This window comes from Streptomyces sp. BBFR25 (assembly GCF_044590125.1).
In the GTDB taxonomy this organism is placed as follows: domain Bacteria; phylum Actinomycetota; class Actinomycetes; order Streptomycetales; family Streptomycetaceae; genus Streptomyces; species Streptomyces canus_D.
This window is the reverse complement of the sequence record NZ_CP172447.1, coordinates 8,059,801-8,080,135: the sequence shown is the minus strand read 5'-3', so window position 1 is coordinate 8,080,135 and position 20,335 is coordinate 8,059,801. Positions and strand designations below refer to the sequence as shown.

Below are 20,335 nucleotides of genomic sequence, written 5' to 3'. Positions count from 1 at the left end.
CTCAGAAAGCGCCCGCATGAGACTGAGATCCTTGGGTGTCGCGCTCGTCGCCACGGCGGCGCTCGTCACCCTCCCCGCCCCCATGACGGCCACCGCGGCCGACACCCCCCTCTCCCAGGGCCGGACGGCCACGTCGTCCTCGGCCGAGAACGCCGGAACGCCGTCCGGCAACGCCGTCGACGGCGACACGGCCACCCGCTGGTCCTCGGCCGCGAGCGACGACCAGTGGCTCCAGGTCGACCTCGGCGCCACCGCCTCCGTCACCCGGGTGGTGCTCGACTGGGAGGCGGCCTACGGCAAGGACTACAAGATCCAGCTCTCCCAGGACGGGAGCACCTGGACCGACGCAAAGTCGGTCACCGGCGGCGACGGCGGCACCGACACGCTCGACGTCTCGGGCCAGGGCCGCTACGTCCGCATGCAGGGCGTCCACCGGGCCACCCCCTGGGGCTACTCGCTGTGGGAGTTCCAGGTCTTCGGCACCACCGGCGGCACCGCGCCGGGCGGCTCCTGCGGCACCGCCAACGCCGCGCAGGGCAGGCCCGCCTCCGCCTCCTCCGTGGAGAACGCCGGGACACCGGCCGCCGCGGCCTTCGACGGCGACGCCGGCACCCGCTGGTCCAGCCAGGCCTCCGACCCGCAGTGGGTGCGGGTCGACCTCGGCGCCGTGCGGGACCTGTGCAAGGTGGACCTGAACTGGGAGGCCGCCTACGCCAAGGACTTCCGGATCGAGGCATCCTCGGACGGGCAGAACTGGCGGACGCTGAAGAGCGTCACGGGCGCCACCGGCGGCAAGTCCTCCTACGACGTCAGCGGTTCGGGCCGCTACGTCCGCGTTCACGGCACGGCCCGCGCCACCGGGTACGGCTACTCGCTGTGGGAGGTGGCCGTGCACACCGGCACCACCGGCACTCCCCCCGTCGAGGGCGGCGGCGACCTGGGGCCGAACGTCATCGTCGTGGACCCCGCCACGCCGAACCTCCAGCAGAAGTTCGACCAGGTCTTCGCCCAGCAGGAGTCCAGCCAGTTCGGCAGCGGGCGCTACCAGTTCCTGCTGAAGCCGGGCACCTACAACGGCATCAACGCGCAGCTCGGTTTCTACACCTCCGTCTCCGGTCTCGGCCTCAACCCGGACGACACACAGATCAACGGTGACATCACCGTGGACGCGGGCTGGTTCAACGGCAACGCCACGCAGAACTTCTGGCGTTCGGCGGAGAACCTCGCCATCACGCCGTCCAACGGCACCGACCGCTGGGCCGTCGCCCAGGCCGCCCCGTTCCGGCGCATCCACGTCAAGGGCGGCCTCAACCTCGCCCCCAACGGCTACGGCTGGGCCTCCGGCGGCTACATCGCCGACTCGAAGATCGACGGCACCGTCGGCCCCTACTCCCAGCAGCAGTGGTACACCCGGGACAGCTCGGTCGGCGGCTGGACCAACGGCGTCTGGAACATGACGTTCACGGGCGTCGAGGGCGCGCCGGCGAGCAACTTCGAGACCGGCCCGTACACCACGCTGGACACCACGCCGATCTCCCGCGAGAAGCCCTTCCTGTACCTGGACGGCGACGAGTACAAGGTGCGTGTGCCCGCCAAGCGGACCAACGCGCGCGGCGTCTCCTGGCCGGCCAACGCCGGTGGCACCTCGCTGCCGCTGAGCCAGTTCTACGTCGTGAAGCCCGGCGCGACCGCGGCGACCATCAACGCCGCGCTCGACCAGGGCCTCAACCTGCTGTTCACGCCCGGCGTCTACCACATCGACCAGACCATCGAGGTCGACCGGGCCAACACCGTCGTCCTGGGCCTCGGTCTGGCCACGATCATCCCGGACGGCGGGGTCGACGCCATGCACGTGGCGGACGTCGACGGGGTGCGGCTCGCGGGCTTCCTCATCGACGCCGGACCGGTGAACTCCGACACGCTGCTGCGGATCGGCACGCCGGGCGGGAACGCCGACCACTCCGCCAACCCCACCTCCATGCAGGACGTGTTCATCCGCGTCGGCGGCGCGGGCCCCGGCAAGGCCACCGACTCCGTCGTGATCGAGAGCGACGACGTGCTCATCGACCACACCTGGATCTGGCGGGCCGACCACGGCGAGGGCGTCGGCTGGGAGACCAACCGCGCCGACTACGGCCTGCGGGTCAACGGCGACGACGTCCTCGCGACGGGGTTGTTCGTCGAGCACTTCAACAAGTACGACGTCTACTGGAGCGGGGAGCGCGGCCGGACGATCTTCTTCCAGAACGAGAAGGCCTACGACGCCCCGAACGAGGCCGCCATCACCCACGACGGCATCGTCGGCTACGCGGCCTACAAGGTCGCCGACTCGGTGAACGAGCACGACGCGGTGGCGCTCGGCAGCTACTGCAACTACACGTCCGACCCGACGATCGTCCAGCACCACGGGTTCCAGGTGCCGGTCAAGCCGGGCGTCAGGATGCGCAACCTCCAGGTGATCTCACTGGGCGGCATGGGCCAGTACCGCCATGTCATCAACGACACCGGCGCGGCCACGTCGGGGACGGACACCGTGCCGTCCAAGGTCGTCCAGTTCCCCTGAGAGCACGACGCGCCCCGCGATCCGTGCGGGGCGCGTCACCCATCGGACGAAGAGGCCTCCCGCTCAGGCGAGTTGCACCAAGAGGTCGCCGCCCTCCACCTGCTGGATGCGGTTGATGGCGAGCCTGGTCACCGTGCCGGACTTCGGCGCGGTGATGGACGCCTCCATCTTCATCGCCTCGATGGTGGCGACGGTGGCTCCGGCCTCCACCGCGTCGCCCTCGGCGACGGCGAGGGTCACCACGCCCGCGAACGGCGCCGCGACATGGCCCGGGTCGGCCCGGTCGGCCTTCTCCGTCACCGGGACGTCGGAGGCCGCCGAGCGGTCCCGGACCTGGATCGGGCGGAGCTGCCCGTTCAGCGAGGACATCACGGTGCGCATGCCGCGCTCGTCTGCGTCGCCCACCGCCTGCAGCTCGATGAGCAGCCGGACGCCGGGGTCGAGGTCGACCGTGTACTCCTTGCCCGGGCGCAGCCCGTAGAAGAAGTCCTTGCTGTCGAGGACGCTGGTGTCGCCGTACGAGGCGCGGTGCGTGTCGAACTCACGGGCCGGTCCCGGGAACAGCAGCCGGTTGAGCGTCGCCCGGCGGTCCTTGTCCAGACCGTCGCGGTCGTCCTCGGAGAGTTCGGCGAGCGGCTTGGCCTCGGCGCGGCCCCGCAGCGCCTTGCTCCGGAAGGGCTCGGGCCAGCCGCCGGGCGGGGTGCCCAGCTCGCCGCGCAGGAAGCCGACCACGGAGTCCGGGATGTCGAACCGGTCCGGTGCGGCCTCGAAGTCCGCCGGGGAGACACCGGCGCCCACCAGGTGCAGGGCGAGGTCGCCGACCACCTTGGAGGACGGGGTGACCTTCACCAGGCGGCCCAGCATCCGGTCGGCGGCCGCGTACATGGCCTCGATGTCCTCGAAGCGGTCGCCGAGGCCGAGCGCGACGGCCTGGGTGCGCAGGTTGGAGAGCTGGCCGCCGGGGATCTCGTGGTGGTAGACCCGGCCGGTCGGGGAGGCCAGGCCCGCCTCGAAGGGGGCGTAGACCTTGCGGACGCTCTCCCAGTACGGCTCCAGGTCGCCGACGGCCTGGAGGTCGAGGCCGGTGGGCCGCTCGGTGTGGTCGGTGGCGGCCACGATCGCCGACAGGGACGGCTGCGAGGTGGTCCCCGCCATGGACGCCACCGCGCCGTCGACGGCGTCCGCGCCCGCCTGGATCGCGGCCAGGTAGGTGGCGAGCTGACCGCCGGTGGTGTCGTGGGTGTGCAGGTGCACCGGCAGGTCGAACTCCCGGCGCAGCGCGGAGACCAGCGTCGCGGCGGCCGGGGCCCGCAGCAGCCCTGCCATGTCCTTGACCGCCAGCACGTGCGCGCCGGCGTTCACGATCTGCTCGGCGAGCCGCAGGTAGTAGTCGAGGGTGTAGAGCCGCTCGGAGGGGTCGGACAGGTCGGCGGTGTAGCAGAGCGCGACCTCGGCGACGGCGGTGCCGGTCTGCCGTACGGCCTTGATGGCGGGCCGCATCTGCTCGACGTCGTTGAGGGCGTCGAAGATGCGGAAGATGTCGATGCCGGTGGCGGCGGCCTCCTGCACGAAGGCGTCGGTCACCTCGGTCGGGTACGGGGTGTAGCCCACGGTGTTGCGGCCGCGCAGCAGCATCTGGAGGCAGATGTTGGGCACCGCCTCGCGCAGGGCGGCCAGCCGCTCCCACGGGTCCTCGGCGAGGAAGCGCAGGGCGACGTCGTAGGTGGCGCCGCCCCAGCACTCCAGGGACAGCAGCTGGGGCAGGGTGCGGGCGACGACGGGCGCCACGGCGAGCATGTCCTTGGTGCGCACCCGGGTGGCGAGCAGCGACTGGTGGGCGTCGCGGAAGGTGGTGTCGGTGACGCCGATGGTGGACGACTCGCGCAGTCGGCGGGCGAAGCCCTCGGGGCCCAGTTCGGCGAGCGACTGGCGGGAGCCGGACGGGGGTTCACCGGTGGGCACGGCCGGCAGCTTGGTCAGCGGGTCGATCAGCTCGGGGCGCTCGCCGTGCGGCTTGTTCACCGTGACGTCGGCGAGGTAGGTCAGCAGCTTGGTGCCGCGGTCGGCGGAGTGGCGGGCGGTGAGCAGGTGCGGGCGCTGCTCGATGAACGAGGTGGTGACCCGGCCGGCCTGGAAGTCGGGGTCGTCCAGGACCGCCTGGAGGAAGGGGATGTTGGTGGCGACGCCGCGGATGCGGAACTCGGCGACCGCGCGCCGGGCCCGGTTCACGGCGGTGGTGAAGTCCCGTCCCCGGCAGGAGAGCTTGACCAGCATCGAGTCGAAGTGCGCGCTGATCTCCGTACCGGCGTGGGTGGTGCCGCCGTCGAGGCGGATGCCGGAGCCGCCGGGCGAGCGGTAGGCGCTGATCTGCCCGGTGTCGGGGCGGAACCCGTTGGCCGGGTCCTCGGTGGTGATGCGGCACTGGAGGGCGGCGCCCCGCAGGGTGATGTTCTCCTGGGCGAGGCCGAGGTCGGCCAGAGTCTCACCGGCGGCGATGCGCAACTGGGACTGGACGAGGTCGACGTCGGTGACCTCCTCGGTGACCGTGTGCTCGACCTGGATGCGCGGGTTCATCTCGATGAAGACGTGGTTGCCGTCCCGGTCGACGAGGAACTCCACGGTGCCCGCGTTGCGGTAGCCGATCTGCCGGGCGAAGTTCACGGCGTCGGCGCAGATCCGCGCCCGCAGGTCCGGGTCGAGATTGGGCGCGGGCGCCAGCTCGATCACCTTCTGGTGGCGGCGCTGCACCGAGCAGTCCCGCTCGAAGAGGTGGATGACGTCGCCCTCGCCGTCGGCGAGGATCTGCACCTCGATGTGGCGGGGTTCGACGACCGCCTTCTCCAGGAAGACGGTGGGGTCGCCGAAGGCGGAGGCGGCCTCGCGGGAGGCGGCCTCGATGGCCTCGCGCAGCTGGGCGGGTTCCTCGACGCGGCGCATGCCGCGCCCGCCGCCGCCCGCGACCGCCTTGACGAACACGGGGAAGCCGACGTCGTCGGCGGCGCGCACGAGTTCGTCCACGTCGGTGGAGGGCGCGGAGGAGCCGAGCACGGGTACCCCGGCCTCGCGGGCGGCGGCCACGGCCCGTGCCTTGTTGCCGGTCAGCTCCAGGATCCGGGTGTCGGGTCCGACGAAGGTGATCCCGGCCTCCTCGCAGGCACGGGCCAGTTCGGGGTTCTCGGACAGGAACCCGTACCCCGGGTAGACGGCGTCGGCCCCCGCTCGGCGGGCGGCGCGGACGATCTCCTCCACGGAGAGGTACGCGCGCACCGGGTGTCCCGGCTCCCCGATCTCGTAGGCCTCGTCGGCCTTGAGCCGGTGCAGCGAGTTGCGGTCCTCGTGCGGGAAGACGGCGACGGTGCGCGCGCCGAGCTCGTAGCCCGCACGGAACGCACGGATCGCGATCTCACCGCGGTTGGCGACCAGCACCTTGCGGAACATTCTTGATCCCTTCAGCCTGCCGGGTGACGAGACCATGGTGTCGGCGCCGCCCTCGGTACGCCATGTGAGCCGGGCCACTCCCGGCTCCCTCATGAAGGCGCGCCGTCGCCGTCGGGTCAAGGGCCCGCGTCACCGCAGGGCGGCGGTGAGGCGACGGCGGATGCGGTCGACGCCGACCGGGGTGCGGGAGGGCGCGGCGGTGGTGCAGCCCGGCAGACCGGCCCTGGCCAGGGTGCTCAGCAGGGCCCGGGGGCCGCTGTCGAGGTAGGTGGTGAAACCGGCCAGGCGCAGTGCGCGCAGGGTCCGGGGGAAGGCGAGCGGCTCGCAGAGGTGGGCGGCGGCCGCGGTGCGCAGCTGGGCCGGGGTGCTAGCGGGCCCCGCCGTGGTGGCCGTGTACACGGGGAGCGCGGGCGGGGCGACGGGCTGCGCGCGCAGGAGGCGCCGGAAGGTCCGGTGGACCTCGGTGAGCAGGGGATGGTGGTAGGCGGTGCGGCTGGTCAGCACGGTGGCGCGGCGGCCGAGCGCCAGGGCGGCGGTCCGGAGGGCGGCCAACTGGTCCTCGGGCCCGGCCAGGACCGTCTGACCGGGGGCGTTGTGGGCGGCGACGCGCACCTGCGGCAGGTTCTCGGCGCGCAGCAGGTCACTCGCCAGCTCGGCGGTCAGGTCGGTGGCCAGCAGGCCCGCTGCCGGGAGCGCCGCCTCGCGCAGCAGCCGGTCGCGGACGTGGAGCAGCCGGACGCCCTGTTCGAGGGTGATGGCTCCGGCCACGGTGAGCGCCGCGAGGTCGCCGACGCTGTGGCCGAGCACCGCGTGGACGGGCGGCGCCGCGAGGTCGAGCAGGACGGTGGCGGAGGCGACCACGGCGGCGTAGGTGGCCAGGTCGAAGGCGAGGGGGTCGGTGCGCACGAGGAGGTCGGGTTCGGGTGCCGCGGCGTCGGTGAGGAGGCGGCCGACGGGTGTGCGGGTCCCGCCGAGCGCGGTGCCGTGGGCGTCCACCGTCCGCAGCACCCGTGAGACGGACGGGACCTCGCCGAGATGGCGCAACGCGCCGGGGAGGTAGGCCCCCTGGCCGGGGCACATCAGCACGGTGCGTGGTGTGCCGCCGGTGGGGGCCGGACCGTCGTTCCTCATGAGGCGTTGGCGAAGGCGAGCGCGACGTTGTGCCCGCCGAAGCCCATGCTCGTGGTGACCGCGGCGAGGGGCCCGGAGGGCAGTGCCGCCGGGTCGCGGCCGACCACGTTCAGGCCGATCTCGGGGTCCACCCGTTCCAGGGTGCACGCGGGCGGTGCCGTCCTGTCCCGCAGGGCGAGGACGGTGAGGACGGCCTCGATGGCTCCGGCGGCGCCGAGGGAGTGTCCGAAGGCGCCCTTGGTGGCGCTGACCGCAACGTCGTCCAGTGCCTCGGCGAAGACGCTGTGCAGCGCCTGGGCCTCACCGAGGTCGCCGAGCGGGGTGGAGGTCGCGTGGGCGTTGATGTGCTGGACCTGTTCCGGCACGAGCCCCGCGTCGCGCAGCGCGGCGTCGACGGCCGCCGCACAGCCCGTACCGCCGGGCGCCGGCTGGGCCACGTGGTGGCTGTCGTTGGTGATGCCCGCCCCGGTCAGCCGGCCGAGGACGCGGGCACCGCGGACGGCGGCGTGCACGGCGCTCTCGACGACGAGCATGCCGGCGCCCTCGCCCATCACGAAGCCGTCCCGGTCGGCGTCGAAGGGCCTGGAGGCGCCCTTGGGGTCGTCGTGGCGCCGGGAGAGGGCCTGCAGCCGCGCGAACCCGGCCAGGGCCAGCGGGTGCAGCGCGGCCTCGGTGCCACCCGCGACCACGATGTCCGCACGGCCGTCCCGGATCATGCCGAGGGCCTGGGCGAGCGCCTCGGCGCCGGAGGCGCAGGCGCTGACGGGGGCGTGCACACCGGCCTTGGCGCCGACCATCAGTCCCACTTCGGCGGCGGGGTGGTTGGGCAGCATGACCGGGATGGTGCGCGGGCTCACCCGTCCCGCGCCCTGCGTCTGGAGGCGGCGGTTCTGCTCCAGGATGCTGGTGATACCGCCCAGGCCCACCCCGACGACCACGGCCACCCGCGAGCCGCTCTCGGCGAGCGCCGACACGTCGCGGTACCCCGCGTCGCGCACGGCCTCGCGGGCGGCGACGAGAGCGAACTGCGCCGTGCGGTCGCAGTGGGCCGCCTTGGCGGACGACAGGACCGTCCTGGGGTCGACCGCCGCCGGGGCCGCGAGGTAGACCTGCGCGGGCCCTTCCGGTTCTCCGAAGTCGACGCGCTCCACGCCGCACACGCCGTCCAGCAGGGCCCGCCAGGTGGTGGGGACGTCACCGCCCAGCGCGGTGGTCAGTCCCAGCCCCGTGACGACGGCGAACCGGTCCTCGGGGGCGGAGTCGGCCGCGTGCCGTGGGCTCACGCGGTGCCGCCCGCGGGGGCGGTGACGGCCGCGGCGAGGTGGGCGGCGATCTCCCGCACCGTCGTGAGCCGGTCCGCCTGCTCCTGGGGCACCTCGATCTGCCAGCGGTCCTCGATCGCGGCGACCACTTCCAGCCGGGCCAGCGAGTCGACCCCCAGGTCGTCCTGGAGGGACGAGTCGGGCTGGATCTCCTCCACGGTCAGGTCCTCGACCGTGGCGGCGAGCAGGTCGCGCAGTTCGTCGAGCAGCTGTCGTTCGTCGGCGGTGGACGGCATGTCCGGTACCTCCCTGGTCGGTGCACGGCGCGCCCGGAGGCGGTGGGCGGGAGGACCCGGTCCTCTCGGGCGCGCCGGCGGTGTCCGGCGACCTGCCGGTTCACGCCGTCAGGCTGTCCGGCCGTCCGGTCCGGCAATCGCCGGGTAAGGGGGGACGGCGGAGCATCGGGGGCACGGGACGGGCTCCTGTGGGCTCCCGTGTCCACCCTTCACCTTGAAGCGCCCCGGTACCGACCGAGGGTGGTGGGCGGCGCGTGCGTAAGGGGGCGGGCGGGGGCCGGTGCGGTGGTGCCGCGCAGGGTGCCGTGCTTCCTCAACGGACTTTGGCGGCTCTTTTAAGGCTTTCTGAAGATGACCTTCGAACGGGCGTTTACCCGCCCGTCGGGTCCTAGGCTCTCGAACACCCCCCACAGTCCCGGTGGGCGCGGTCGCGTCCACCGGGTACGGGGGCTGCTCCGTCAGCCGACCGACAAGCCGAGGTGTCCTGCGTATGGGTTCCCGCCGAGCCGCTCGCCCGTCCCGCTCCCACGCCCGCCCCCGCGGCGGGCTCAGGAGCCGCGGTACCGCGCTGGCCCTCGGCGCCGTCACCTTGACGGCGGGCGTCGGGATCACGCTGGCCGTGACCGACGGCGACGACGGCGGGGCCTCGGAGCAGGTCACCGCGAACGCCGCCGACCGGGCGCCGAACGCCGAGGACGCGGCGGGCGGTGCGGCACCGCTCGCGTCCGCGTCGGCAAGCCCGAGCGCCACGGCGAGCGGCTCGCCGAGCCCGAGCGCCGAGCCGAAGAAGAAGCCGAAGAAGACAGCGAGCCCGACGACCAGCGTCGCGAAGGCGCCCGCGCCGTCCTCGAAGGCTCCCGTCAAGGCCACCGCGAAGAGCGGCGGCGGGTCGGGCGGCGACGGGTCCGGTACGGGCGGCGGCTCCGGGTCGGACAGTGGATCGGGCTCCGGTTCCGGTTCCGGCTCCGGTTCTGGCTCCGGCGCGACGGGCGGTGCCGAGGGGCAGGTCCTCGCGCTGGTGAACGAGGAGCGGGCCGCGGCGGGCTGCTCGCCGGTCACCGCGAACGACCGGCTGACCCGGGCCGCGGACGACTACAGCGACGTGATGGCGAGCAGCGGGGTGATGTCCCACACGGGCCCCGACGGCTCCACCATGGCGAGCCGGGTCGAGGCCGCCGGTTACCAGTGGTCGACCCTGGGCGAGAACATAGCCCGGGGCCAGGCGGACGCCGCCTCGGTGATGGACTCCTGGATGAACAGCCCCGGCCACCGGGCGAACATACTCAACTGCTCCTTCAAGGAGCTGGGCGTCGGCGTCCACTTCGGCGACGGCGGCCCCTGGTGGACGCAGGACTTCGGCACCGGCCGCTGACGCCGGTCACCGCCGCCCGGCCACACCCGTCACCGTCCGTTGCCGACCGCGCGCATGTCCGCCAGCGCGAAGGACACCGTCACCCGCGCACCCCCGAGCGGCGCGCGGGTGATCGTCAGTTCCCCGTCCGCCGTACGGGCCGCCCGGGCCACGATGTCCAGGCCAAGACCGGTGGAACCGCCGACGCTGACGCCCCGGGTGAGGGCCGCCTCGGGGTCCGCGACGCCCGGTCCGGCGTCGTCCACCGTGAGGTGCACGTGCCGGTCCCGGCGTTCCACGCGCACGACGAAACGGGTGCCCTGCGGGGTGTGCCGGAAGACGTTGCCGATCAGGGCGTCCACGACGGCGGCGAGGTCGTCCTCGGGGAAGGCCACCGGGGTCGGGCGCGGGGTGAAGGAACGCTCGCACAGCCGCTCCTGCTGGGTGGCGAGGACCGACCAGAAGTCCAGGCGCATGGCGACCACCTCGGCGACGTCGCACGGTTTCGCCGTACCCGCCCCGGGCCCGGCGAGCTGCGCGGCCGCCAGCGGCGTGCGGGCCGCCGCGATGATCGAGTCCAGCTCGTGTTCCAGCTGCCCCGCCGCATCGGTGACCCGCTGCGCGCTGGGCGTCGCGCCCATCCGGTCGGCCTCCAGGTAGAGGGCGGTCAGCGGGGTGCGCAGCCGGTGCGAGAGGTCGGCGACCAGTTCGCGTTCGACGGCGAGCAGGTCGACGACCCGGTCGGCCATGGTGTTGAACGCCGCTCCGGCCTCCTGCAGCTCGGGCGGGCCGTCCGGTTGGACCCGTACGCCGAGGTCGCCGGAGCCGAGGGCGAGGGAGGCGCGCTTGAGCCCGCGGGAGGAGCGGACCACGCGGGCGCCGAGCCGGTCGGCGACCAGCACCGAGCCGCCCACCAGGCCCACGGCGAGCAGGGCCATCACCCCCCAGGAGGCCGTCACGCCCCGGCTGAGGTCGGCGGCGGGCACGTAGGCCTCGACGACCGCGACCCGCTCGCCCCGCAGGACGACGGGCTGGAGGTAGGCCCAGCCGTCCGGGGTGTCCACGGCGAGCGTCTCGCGGCCCCGTACGGCCCGGTCGAGCGCCTCCTCGGGAGCGTGCGGGGTGCCGACGAAGCCGCCGTCAGGCAGCCGCACGGCCAGCTGGTCGGCGGAGCCGAGTTCCGCGACGGCCTGCTGGACGTCGGCGCGCCGGGTGGTGAGGGCGAGGACCGGCGAGAGGGCCGCGGCGCGCTGCTCGGCGGCGGTGGTGACCCGGTCGCGGGCCTGTTCGCGCACCAGGAGGGCGAGCGGGATGAGGAACGACAGCGCCACCATGGAGGTGACGGCCAGGGCGATCCCGGCGAGGGCCCGCCTCATGGTGCGCTGACCAGCTTGATGCCGATGCCACGCACGGTGTGGAGATAGCGGGGCTTGCGCGCCTTCTCCCCCATTTTGCGGCGCAGTGCGGACAGGTGGACGTCCACCGTCTGGTCCTCCACGTACGGCTGCTGCCACACCTCGGCGAGGATCCGCCGGCGCGTGATGACCTGGTCGGCGTTGGCTGCCAGGTAGGCGAGCAGGTCGAACTCGCGGCGGGTGAGGGAGAGTTCCCGTCCGGCGAGGTGGGCGGTGCGGGCGGTGGGGTCGATGCGGAGGTCGGCGACCTGGAGGACGGGCAGCCGCGCGGCCCGCAGGTCGGCGGGCGCGGAGCGGCGCAGCACGGCGGCGAGCCGGGCCGCGAGCTGGCCCCCGGAGAAGGGCTTGACCATGTAGTCGTCGGCCCCGGCGTTGAGCAGCCGGATGATCTCGGTCTCGTCGTCCCGGGCGGTGGCGACCAGCACCGGGACGCGGGATATGCCCCGGATCATCCGCAATACGTCGAGTCCGTCCAGGTCGGGCAGGCCGAGGTCGAGCACGACGATGTCCGGCGGGCTCTGGGTGATGTCGCGCAGCGCCTCGAAACCCTGGTGTGCGGTCTTCACCGCGTAGCCGTGCCCGGTGAGGACCTCGATCAGCGCGGCCCGGATCACAGGGTCGTCCTCGACGACAAGTACGGAGGCCATGGGCAGGCACGTTAGCCGGTCCGTCACTATGGTGTCGTGTCCCGCCTCCTGCGCTACCTGATCATCTGGCTGTCCTGCACGGCGGCCAGTGTGACGGCTGTCATCATCACCATCCACTTCGTGGTGGGGTCGACCCGGCCGACCGCGCCGGTCGCGCAGACGGCGCCCGAGGAGTTCCCGGCCCCGCCCCGGCCGACCGTCTCCAAGACCGTGACGGCCACTCCCAGCCCGTCGCCGACCAGCCGGAAGCCCAGCCCGACGCCGTCCCGCACCAGCGCGGAGCCGCCCGAGCCGACACCGACCCCCACGGCGACGCCGAGCCCACGCACCACGGCCCCGCCCCCGCCCGCGGGCGGGGGCGACCCGGGCTGCGAGGAGGGCGGGGCGGGCGTGTACACGGTGCCGTCGGAGGGCGGCAAGGCCACCGTGCGGTTCGGCGGCAGCGGGGTGTGCCTGATCTCGGCGGTGCCGAACCAGGGCTTCACGGTGAGCACGGAGCAGGGCGCGCCGCAGACGCTGAAGGTGACGTTCACGGCGAGCCGCCACCGTTCGGAGATCACGGCGACGACGCAGCCGCAGAGCCGCGCCGACGTCCGCGAGGTGTCGTGGTGAGGGTCACGTCGTGGCGCAGGAGGCCCCGTTCAGGGTGAACGCGGCCGGGGCGGTGTTGGCGCCGTCCTTCCGGGCGGTGAAGCCGAGGGTGACCGTGCCGCCGGCCGGGATGGTGGCGGTGTAGGAGGCCGGGGCGACGCTGACCGCGCCCGCGTTCTGGGTGGCGGTGCCTCCCCACATGTGGGTGACGCTCTGGCCGTCGGCGAAGGCGAAGGCGAGCGTCCACGGGCCGAGGGCGGCGCTCCCGGTGTTGCGGACGGCGATCTCGCCCTGGAAGCCGCCCGGCCACTCGCCCACGACGCGGTAGCCGACGGAGCAGGAGGCACCCGGGGCGCCGCCCTCGTCGGTGGTGACCTCCACGGCGGCGGAGCGGGCGGACCGGTTGCCCGCCGCGTCACGGGCGAGGACGGCGAAGGTGTACGTGGTGCCGGCGGTGAGGCCGGTCACGGTGGCGTCGGTGGTGGTCGAGGAGGCCGCCTTCGTCTCGGTGCCGTCGTCGATGCGGACGACGTCGTAGCCGGTGACCGCGGTGTCGTCGGTGGCGGCGGTCCAGCCGAGAGTGACGGAGGTGTCCGTGACCGCGGTGGCGGTCGGGGTGCCGGGAGCCGTCGGGGCCTGGGTGTCCGGGGTGCCGCCGCCGTAGACGGTGGCCTCCTTCGAGGTCTGGGCGATGCCGTCGGCGCCGTGGAAGATGCGTTCGCCCCAGCCGCTCAGCCTGCTCGGGTCGAAGTCGAGCGCCAGGTCGAGGACCGGGTCGGTGTTGCCGCTCCACGACCAGGCCAGGTACCCGAGGCCGAGTTGCTCGGCGGTGGCCATCATGGTGTCCTCGTCCGGATCGCCGTACTGGTCGGCCGGACCGCCGAACTCACCGATGAGGATGGGCAGTTCCGCGTCGACGAACGCGTTGAGGTAGTCGGTGATCTCCTGGGCGGTGTCGAAGACGCTGTACATGTGGATGGAGAAGATCAGGTTGCCGGTGGGGTCGGCGTCGTGGACGGACCGCGCGTTGGCGCGCATGACGCCCTGCCAGTCCTGGCCCCAGTTGGGGGCGTCCACCATGATCGTGTGGTGGAGTCCGGCGGCGCGCAGCTTCTTGACGGCCGCCACGGTCGGCTCGGTCCAGCCCGCGGGGTCGGTGTTGCCCCAGGGTTCGTTGCCGATGTTGACGACGACGTAGTCCTCCTGACCGGCCAGCACGTCCTTGAGGCCGATCCAGTAGTCGGCGGCGTGGTCGAGGGTGCCGGCCGCGGCGTCCTCGCCGTAACCGGTGGTGTCGTGCACCTCCAGCACGCAGATCAGCCGGTTGGCCTTGCACTGCTCGATGACGGCGGCGACGTCCGCGGGCCCGTTCTCGCTCCAGCGGTGCCCGTCGGAGAGGACGACCCGGGCGCTGTTGGCGCCCAGCGCCTTGACGTCGGCCAGCGACTGCGTCTCGCCGGGGTACCAGGTGTGGGCGTGGTTGACCCCGCGCATGACGAAGTCGTTGCCGTTGCCCTCCACCAGGCGGCCCTCGCTGATGTGCAGGCCGGCCGCCCGCGCACCGGGCGACGGGTCGGCCGCCGCCCGGTCCGCGGGCGACTGGGCCAGGGCGGCGCCCGGGCAGAGGACACCGACGACGACCAGCCCGATCAGCGCGGCGAGACCGGCCACCAGGCGGGCCGCGAGGGTCTTCGGTGCGGGGATGTCTCGTCTTGCTGTGCGCACGGCGACTCCAGGGCTGAGTAGTGCGGACACGAGGGCGGGGGACGGTGAGGGTGGCGGCGGTGCTGACTTGTGGGAGCGCTCCCACAAGCCTCCATGAAACTCAAGGCGCCGCGTACACGTCAAGGCTGCGGACAGAAAACGCTTGCCCCGCCCGGAGCCAGGCAGGGCGGGGCGGGCGTGCCGCCCCGGTCGTCACTCCACCGTCACCACGACCGAGTGCCAACCGCTCGCGCCGTCGGGCACGGTGCGGGTACGCCTCTCCGTCTGCACCTCGCCGGTCCGGTCGGTCGCCCGCACGGTCAGGGTGTGGCCGCCCTTGGTGGCCGGCCAGGCGTACGACCACTGCCGCCAGGTGTCGCGCGAGTCCTCGGCGGCCAGGATGGCCTCCCGCCAGGGGCCGTCGTCCACACGGATCTCGACCTTGTCGATGCCCCGGCGCTGCGCCCAGGCGACTCCGGCGACCATCACCGTGGCCGTCTTCGGCCGGGCGAACGGCTTCGGCGTGTCGATCCGGGACTGGGTCTTGACGGGGGCCTCGCGGGCCCAGTCGCGCTTGACCCAGTACGCGTCGTAGGCGTCGAAGGTGGTCAGCTCGATCTCCTCGATCCACTTGCAGGCCGAGACGTAGCCGTAGAGGCCGGGCACCAGCATGCGGACGGGGAATCCGTGGTCGAAGGGCAGGGGCTCGCCGTTCATGCCGAGGGCGAGCATCGCGTCCCGGCCGTCCATGACGTCCTCGACGGGGCTGCCGATGGTCATGCCGTCCACGGAGCGGGCCACGAGCTGGTCCGCCGGGCCGCCCTGCGACGGACGGCGGACGCCGCACTCCTCCAGCAGGTCGGCGAGCCGGACGCCGATCCAGCGGGCGTTGCCGACGTACGGGCCGCCGACCTCGTTGGACACGCAGGTGAGGGTGATGTCCCGCTCGATCAGCTCGCGCCGCAGCAGGTCGTCGAAGGTCAGCGTCCTCTCCCGGTCCACCCCGTCGCCGTGCACACGCAGCCGCCAGGTCGTGGCGTCCACCTTGGGGACCACCAAGGCGGTGTCGACCCGGTAGAAGTCGCTGTTGGGGGTGAAGAACGAACTGACCCCGTCCACCCCGCCCTGTGCCCGCCGGGGTACCGCCGGGGCGCGTGAGCCGGGCGGTGGCAGGGTGACGTTCTTCCGGGAGGCGACCGCTTCCCGGCCGCCCGCGCCGCTCAGGGCCCGGCCGAGGACACCGGCCCCGGTCGAGGCCGCGGCGGCGGCGGTCGCCGCGATCACGAATCGGCGCCGGTCCCAGCCCCCTCCCTGTTCTTCCTGTTCTTCCTGTTCTTCCTGCTCTCCCTGCTCTATTTGCTCTCCCCGCTCCCCCGGCGCCTCCCGGCGCGCCGGGGGCAGGAGACCGACGAGGACGTACAGGAACGCCGCACCCGCGATCGCCCCCAGGACGGAGGGGAGGGCGTCCCTGACGCCGGTGGAGTCGGGCCTGCCGAGGGCCGCCGAGGCGCCGACGACTCCGAAGACGAGGACGCCCGCGGCGCCGGTGCGCCGGTGGCGGGCGGCGAACGCGCCGAGGGCCAGGGCGAACAGGGTCAGGACGGCGAGGATGCCGAGCTGGAGCACCAGCTTGTCGTCGGCGCCGAAGGTGCGGATCGCCCAGTCCTTCACGGCGGCCGGCGTACGGTCGATGGCGGCGGCGCCGACCGCGACGACCGGCCCGGACTGGGGGCGTACCGCGGCTGCCGCCAACTCGGCGACGGCGAGCGCGGCGCCCCCTGCGAGGAGCCCGCCGAGTGCCCCCAGCCCGAGGCGGGTCCAGGTCCTGGCCGACGGTTGGCGTGGGGTCTTGTCGTGGTCGCTCACGGGGGTAATCCGGCACCGGGCGGCGGACGGATTGGTCGCGCGCCCTCCGTCACCGTGCCCCGGCCCCGAAGGCGTGGTCCAGCACCGTGCGCAGCGCGTGACGCACCGCCGTGCGCGACTCGTCGGTCACGTCGATGGTCTCGAAGCCGTGGTGGCCGTGCGGCACGTCGATCACCTCCACGTCGGCCCCGCAGTCCTTCGCCGCGGCCAGGAACTCCTCGACGGTGGCGGCCAGCTCCGGCATCTCCCGTCCCACGCGGGTGAGCACGACGGGCAGGTCACCCGCCTTCGCCACGGCGCGCGCCGGTCGCAGGCGGGTCTCGGACAGTCCCCAGTTCGGCAGGGGCGCCAGGACCGGGTAGGTGGCCGCCAGGCAGCGCAGCCACGCCGGAGGCGCGTCCAGCCAGTCGGCGGCGATCAGGCCGCCGCCGGAGAAGAACCACAGCGCGATCCGCTCCCCGTCCACCCGCGGATCGGTCCGCGCCAGCTCCACGGCGGCGGCCACGTCCGCGGCGGCCCGCTCGTAGTCGCCCAGGTCGTGCAGGCGGTGGTCGAGGAGGACGCCGACGGCTCCGTCCCCGGCCACGCACCGCGCGTATCCCGTCAGGCCGGGCCAGTCCCGCGGGGTGGGCCGGGCGTCGGCGGGGACCGGACCGCCGTGCACGAACACCACCGCGGGCCGCGGCTCGTCGGCGTCGGGCAGGTACAGGTCGACGTTCCCGTGCCGCTCCCTCACGACGTCGGGCACGTCCATCAGGAACGGCTTCAGGTGCGCCGGCCCCGCGGCGTCGTCGACCGGTTCCAGCCGGTGCCCCTCGCCCGCCGCGGCCCGCAGCAGTACGTCCGTCAGCTCGGCGGGGCAGGACAGCATCGGCCAGTGGCCGGTGGGGAGTTCGAAGAAGGTCACCCGGGGGTCGGTCAGGGGGCGCAGCGCGGGGTCGCCGAGGCGCACCAGCATCTGGATCAGCTCGATGCTGCTGCCGTTGCCGGTGCACAGCACGCCGGTGGTGGGCACCCGGCCGACCGCTCCGGTCAGCCGCAGCGGCTGGAGCAGGGTGCCCAGGGGCTGCGGCGCGGCGAGGGCGGTGAGCCGGTCCAGTGCGGCGTCGGGGACGCCCTCGGTGCTGCCCCAGCGCGGCCATGCGTCGAGCGCCGGGGGCGGCAGCGTCTGCGCGGTCCGGTCCGCCTCGCCGGTCCCCACGGGTGCGGCGAGGCGCTCGCGCAGGGACTGGTCGGGCACGGCGGCCAGGGCCGGGACGCCGTCCCTGGGCAGGCCCGAGTCCAGGTAGACGATCCGCTCGACGCGCTCCGCGCGCCGGTCGGCGGCACCGACCGCCGGGTGGATGCCGTAGTCGTGGCCGACCAGCACGATCCGCCGCCCCTCGGCCGCGCCCACCGAGTCGACCGCCGCGAGCACGTCCGCGATGTGGGTCTCCAGGTCCACGCCGGACTCGGTGGCGGCGCGGGGTCCGTCGAGGCCGGTGAGGGCGACCGTGTGCACCTCGGCGCCCGCAGCGGTCAGGCGCGCGGCGGTGTCCTGCCAGATGTGCGTGCCGGTGAACATGCCCGGCACCAGGATGAACGCGGTCATGGTCTGTGTCTCTCCTCCGTCCACGGTGCGGCCCGGCCGGATCACCGGGCCGCCGTCGCCGGTACGGTAGGAACTCCCCCTGAGGGAGGTTCAAGTGTTCACGTCGAACGACGGTCTGTGCGGCATCGGCGAGCTGGCCGAGGGTGCGGGCGTCACCGTCAAGACGGTCCGCTTCTACTCGGACCGGGGCCTGCTGCCGGAGGCGTCCCGCAGCGCCGGAGGGCACCGGCGGTACGGTCCGCAGGCCCTCGACCGGCTGCGGCTGATCCGTTCGCTGCGCGCCCTGGGTCTGGGCGTTCCCGAGGTGCGGCGGATCGTCGACGAGCGGCACGCGGAAGGCGCGGCGGGCGACGGGAGCGGGGCGGGCGGGGCACTGGAGGCCGCGGTGGCGGGCCGGTTGCGTGAGGTCGGCTCGGAGCTGCGGGCGTTGCGCTGGCGGGAGGCCGCGCTGCGGCTGGTGCAGGAGGCTCCGCCCGGTGAGCAGGCCGACCGGCTGCGGTTGATCGGCGCCGTGTCCGTCCCGCCCAGCACGGCCCCGCTGGTGCGGTTCTGGCGCGGCTGGCTGCCGGCGCGGATGCCGGCCGGGTCGGTCGGCGCGTTCCTGGACGTGGCGGTGCCGCAGCCGCCGGACGACCCGGCTCCGGCCCAGGTCCTGGCCTTCGCCCGGCTCAACGCCCTCACCCTCGGCCCGTGCCCGGGCACCGCCCGGCCCCAGCCCGAGGCGCACCGGGCCGCCGGGGCGCGGGGGGCCGCCGTGCTGTACACGGGGCTCGCGGAGGCGTACGAGCTGGCCGGAGCGCACCTGCGCCGGGGACGCGAGCCGCATCCGGGTGAGGCACTGGACGGCTTCGTCGCCGCGTACACGAGCGCCTACGGGGTGCGGGACACTCCCGGGTTCCGGCGCCGCCTGGCCGGGCAGCTCGCCGCCGATCCCCGGCTGGACGGCTACTGGGAGCTGGTCGCCGAGGTGAACACCGCGCCGGGCGGGCGGCCGGAGCCGACCCCCGGGACCGCACACGACTGGCTGCTGGCGGCGCTGACCGCTCAGACGGGGGTGGTGCCGGATCAGGGCACGTCGCCCCGCCAGTCGAAGCGGCGGGCGTCGCCCGGCCTCGGGGCGTAGGCGGAGCGGCCGCCCGGGCCGTAGCGGCCTATCTCCGTCGCGAGGACCACTGAGCGGTCGCGCTCCTGTTCCGTGAGGTCCGTGACGTCCAGCAGCAGGCCGTCCAGGGGGCCGCCCACCAGGTGGGCGTAGACCCGCCCGGCGCGCGGCCCTGGGCTGTCGTGGTCGGCGCCGTAGACCCTGCCCCGCATGAACTCCACCTCATCCATGAGGTGAAGCCTCGCATCCGCCACTGACAACGCCCCGCGGGCCGGGGACCGGCCGCCGCTACAAGGGGGGTTCGTCCAGCAGTTCGAGGAGGCAGCGTGCGCCCGTCGCCGCCGTCGCGGCTCCGGCGCCGCCGGACGCGGTGGGGAAGACTCTGCCGTAGGCGGCCGCGCGGTTCAGGGCACTGAGCCGCCAGGCGAGGCTCACCGCGCGCCGCAGCTGCGCGGGCGTGCGGCCGGCACCCGTCCACGGTTCGAGGTAGGCGTCGCGCAGGCGCGGCAGGACGCGCGTCCCGTGCTGCTCGGCCGCCCGGCGGGCGGGGACGGCGAGGCTGGAGAAGGGGTGGGCGACGACGGCGTCGCCCCAGTCGAAGAAGGTGAACCGGCCGGGTGCGGGGCGGAAGAGCTGGCCGTCGTGCAGGTCCGCGTGGTCCAGGGAGTCGGGGACGCCCAGGGCCGTGAGTTCCGCGCACCAGTCCAGCAGCCGGGGGCGCAGTTCCCGGAGCGCGGCCCGATCCCGGGAGGGCAGCGGGGTCGCGTCGAGCCGGTCGAGGACGCCGGGCAGCGCGTCGGCGGGCACGGCGGGCACCCCCAGGCGTTCGATCTCGCCCGCGCGGGGGGTCAGCGCGTGCTGCATGGCCGCGTACTGGCGCAGGAGTTCCTCCCAGGCGCCGGGAGTGACCGTCTCCCGTGCCAGCACGTCCCGGAACAGCGGGCCCCCGTCGGGCAGCAGCGACCAGCCGCGTCCGGCGTCCACCGCCAGCGGCTCCAGGACGTGCCCGGGGACCCAGCGGGCCAGCGCCGCGGTCAGCGCGCCCTCGAAGGCACTGCCCGGCGGGTTGGCCTTGAACCAGACGGCGTCGCCCTGCCCGACGCCCAGCCGCAGCAGGACGGACCACGGCCGCAGCCGCACCCGCCACCCTCCCGTCGGCCGCAGGCCGCGGTCGGCCAGCCGGGCCTCGATCCAGCCGATGGCCTCGGTGCGCCAGGCCGGTTCCTCCCAGGGGGTGACGGTGTCCTCGTACCGCCCCCGGTCCACGGTCGTCGGCGCGTCACTGAGCATCCGGCCATCCCAGCACCGCGCGCCGTGCCCGGCCACCGGATTTCGCCCCGTCCCGGGGGCCCTGCGACGGGTCCCCGGGACGGGTACG

At 74.1% G+C, this 20,335-nt stretch carries 15 protein-coding genes; 4 read left to right on the top strand and 11 right to left on the bottom strand.

Going from position 1 to position 20,335, the window contains the following annotated elements; all coding sequences use genetic code 11:
• The first annotated feature begins 16 nt into the window (after positions 1–16).
• Positions 17–2,563 (top strand): discoidin domain-containing protein, encoded by a 2,547-nt coding sequence (locus tag ACGH52_RS36265; protein WP_121703171.1) that lies wholly within the window; start codon positions 17–19, stop codon positions 2,561–2,563.
• A 63-nt stretch (positions 2,564–2,626) separates the two neighbouring features.
• Here the strand turns inward: ACGH52_RS36265 and ACGH52_RS36260 are convergent, their stop codons facing one another.
• From ACGH52_RS36260 to ACGH52_RS36245, 4 genes are all read right to left on the bottom strand, one after another.
• Positions 2,627–6,001, bottom strand: coding sequence for a pyruvate carboxylase (locus ACGH52_RS36260; RefSeq protein ID WP_399946999.1), 3,375 nt, complete (start codon positions 5,999–6,001; stop codon positions 2,627–2,629).
• 129 nt (positions 6,002–6,130) lie between these two features.
• Positions 6,131–7,132 carry an ACP S-malonyltransferase gene (locus tag ACGH52_RS36255; RefSeq protein ID WP_399945655.1) on the bottom strand — a complete coding sequence of 334 codons (1,002 nt, stop codon included), beginning with the start codon at positions 7,130–7,132 and terminating at the stop codon, positions 6,131–6,133.
• Positions 7,129–8,415: a beta-ketoacyl-[acyl-carrier-protein] synthase family protein gene (locus ACGH52_RS36250; protein ID WP_399945653.1), complete on the bottom strand. Its 1,287-nt coding sequence runs from the start codon at positions 8,413–8,415 to the stop codon at positions 7,129–7,131. The genes ACGH52_RS36255 and ACGH52_RS36250 overlap by 4 nt, the downstream gene beginning before the upstream one ends.
• Positions 8,412–8,690: an acyl carrier protein gene (locus tag ACGH52_RS36245; protein WP_059296610.1), complete on the bottom strand. Its 279-nt coding sequence runs from the start codon at positions 8,688–8,690 to the stop codon at positions 8,412–8,414. The genes ACGH52_RS36250 and ACGH52_RS36245 overlap by 4 nt, the downstream gene beginning before the upstream one ends.
• A 490-nt stretch (positions 8,691–9,180) precedes the next feature.
• Here ACGH52_RS36245 and ACGH52_RS36240 point away from each other — a divergent pair, with 490 nt between their 5' ends.
• Entirely contained in the window at positions 9,181–10,062 is an 882-nt protein-coding gene (locus tag ACGH52_RS36240; protein WP_399945650.1) for a CAP domain-containing protein, read from the top strand.
• Between the two features lie 29 nt (positions 10,063–10,091).
• Here the strand turns inward: ACGH52_RS36240 and ACGH52_RS36235 are convergent, their stop codons facing one another.
• Together ACGH52_RS36235 and ACGH52_RS36230 are read right to left on the bottom strand one after the other, a co-directional pair.
• Positions 10,092–11,417 carry an ATP-binding protein gene (locus tag ACGH52_RS36235; RefSeq protein WP_399945647.1) on the bottom strand — a complete coding sequence of 442 codons (1,326 nt, stop codon included), beginning with the start codon at positions 11,415–11,417 and terminating at the stop codon, positions 10,092–10,094.
• Positions 11,414–12,103 carry a response regulator transcription factor gene (locus ACGH52_RS36230; protein WP_171986978.1) on the bottom strand — a complete coding sequence of 230 codons (690 nt, stop codon included), beginning with the start codon at positions 12,101–12,103 and terminating at the stop codon, positions 11,414–11,416. Before ACGH52_RS36230 ends, ACGH52_RS36235 begins: the two co-directional genes overlap by 4 nt.
• A gap of 36 nt (positions 12,104–12,139) precedes the next feature.
• Here ACGH52_RS36230 and ACGH52_RS36225 point away from each other — a divergent pair, with 36 nt between their 5' ends.
• Positions 12,140–12,715, top strand: coding sequence for a hypothetical protein (locus tag ACGH52_RS36225; protein WP_399945643.1), 576 nt, complete (start codon positions 12,140–12,142; stop codon positions 12,713–12,715).
• 3 nt (positions 12,716–12,718) lie between these two features.
• On the opposite strand, the gene ACGH52_RS36220 is transcribed toward ACGH52_RS36225, so the two are convergent.
• The 3 genes from ACGH52_RS36220 to ACGH52_RS36210 all read right to left on the bottom strand — a co-directional run bounded on the left by ACGH52_RS36220 (position 12,719) and on the right by ACGH52_RS36210 (position 17,855).
• Positions 12,719–14,419, bottom strand: a complete 1,701-nt coding sequence (locus tag ACGH52_RS36220) for a cellulase family glycosylhydrolase (protein ID WP_399945640.1) — start codon at positions 14,417–14,419, stop codon at positions 12,719–12,721.
• A gap of 192 nt (positions 14,420–14,611) precedes the next feature.
• The gene (locus tag ACGH52_RS36215) at positions 14,612–16,264 is read right to left on the bottom strand and encodes a molybdopterin-dependent oxidoreductase (protein WP_399945637.1); all 1,653 of its coding nucleotides are present in this window, start codon (positions 16,262–16,264) and stop codon (positions 14,612–14,614) included.
• Between the two features lie 49 nt (positions 16,265–16,313).
• Positions 16,314–17,855, bottom strand: coding sequence for an alpha/beta hydrolase (locus tag ACGH52_RS36210; protein WP_399945634.1), 1,542 nt, complete (start codon positions 17,853–17,855; stop codon positions 16,314–16,316).
• A gap of 94 nt (positions 17,856–17,949) precedes the next feature.
• Here ACGH52_RS36210 and ACGH52_RS36205 point away from each other — a divergent pair, with 94 nt between their 5' ends.
• Positions 17,950–18,978, top strand: coding sequence for a MerR family transcriptional regulator (locus tag ACGH52_RS36205; protein ID WP_399945631.1), 1,029 nt, complete (start codon positions 17,950–17,952; stop codon positions 18,976–18,978).
• Here ACGH52_RS36205 and ACGH52_RS36200 read toward each other — a convergent pair.
• Positions 18,921–19,187 (bottom strand): hypothetical protein, encoded by a 267-nt coding sequence (locus ACGH52_RS36200; RefSeq protein WP_059297196.1) that lies wholly within the window; start codon positions 19,185–19,187, stop codon positions 18,921–18,923. The two genes, ACGH52_RS36205 and ACGH52_RS36200, sit on opposite strands and share 58 nt — an antisense overlap.
• A gap of 58 nt (positions 19,188–19,245) precedes the next feature.
• A complete protein-coding gene (locus ACGH52_RS36195; protein ID WP_399945628.1) occupies positions 19,246–20,247 on the bottom strand; it encodes a phosphotransferase in 1,002 nt (333 codons plus the stop codon).
• Positions 20,248–20,335: the final 88 nt, after the last annotated feature.